The sequence below is a fragment of the Sphingomonas sp. 10B4 genome, assembly GCF_035019905.1.
GTDB classification, from domain to species: domain Bacteria; phylum Pseudomonadota; class Alphaproteobacteria; order Sphingomonadales; family Sphingomonadaceae; genus Sphingomonas; species Sphingomonas glacialis.
The window spans coordinates 1-271 of sequence record NZ_JASJVC010000316.1; the positions used below are offsets into that span (position 1 = coordinate 1).

The 271-nt window shown below is 60.1% G+C and carries 1 protein-coding gene; it reads right to left on the reverse strand.

Going from position 1 to position 271, the window contains the following annotated elements:
• A partial coding sequence (locus tag QN347_RS19950) for a S49 family peptidase (RefSeq protein ID WP_323494423.1) occupies nucleotides 1-271 on the reverse strand: 271 nt, incomplete at both ends.

The following is a 271-nucleotide window of genomic DNA, read 5'->3' on the forward strand; positions in this document are numbered from 1 at the left end:
GCATAGATGTGGTTGATGCTGCCCTGTATCAGTTGGGCGAAGCGCGGGTTGAGCGGTCGCAGCGGATTAAATGGATCGGCCAACCAGGTCGTGGTGGTGCCGGCCGTGTGGATGCCGAGCTTGTCGATGGCTTTGTCAGCTGTCGGCAAGATGGCGAACACGCCGATCGAGCCGGTGATGCTGGCTTCATCCGCGATGACTTCATCGGACGCCATGGAAATCCAGTAACCGCCGGAAGCGGCCAGATTCCCCATCGAGACCACCACCGGTT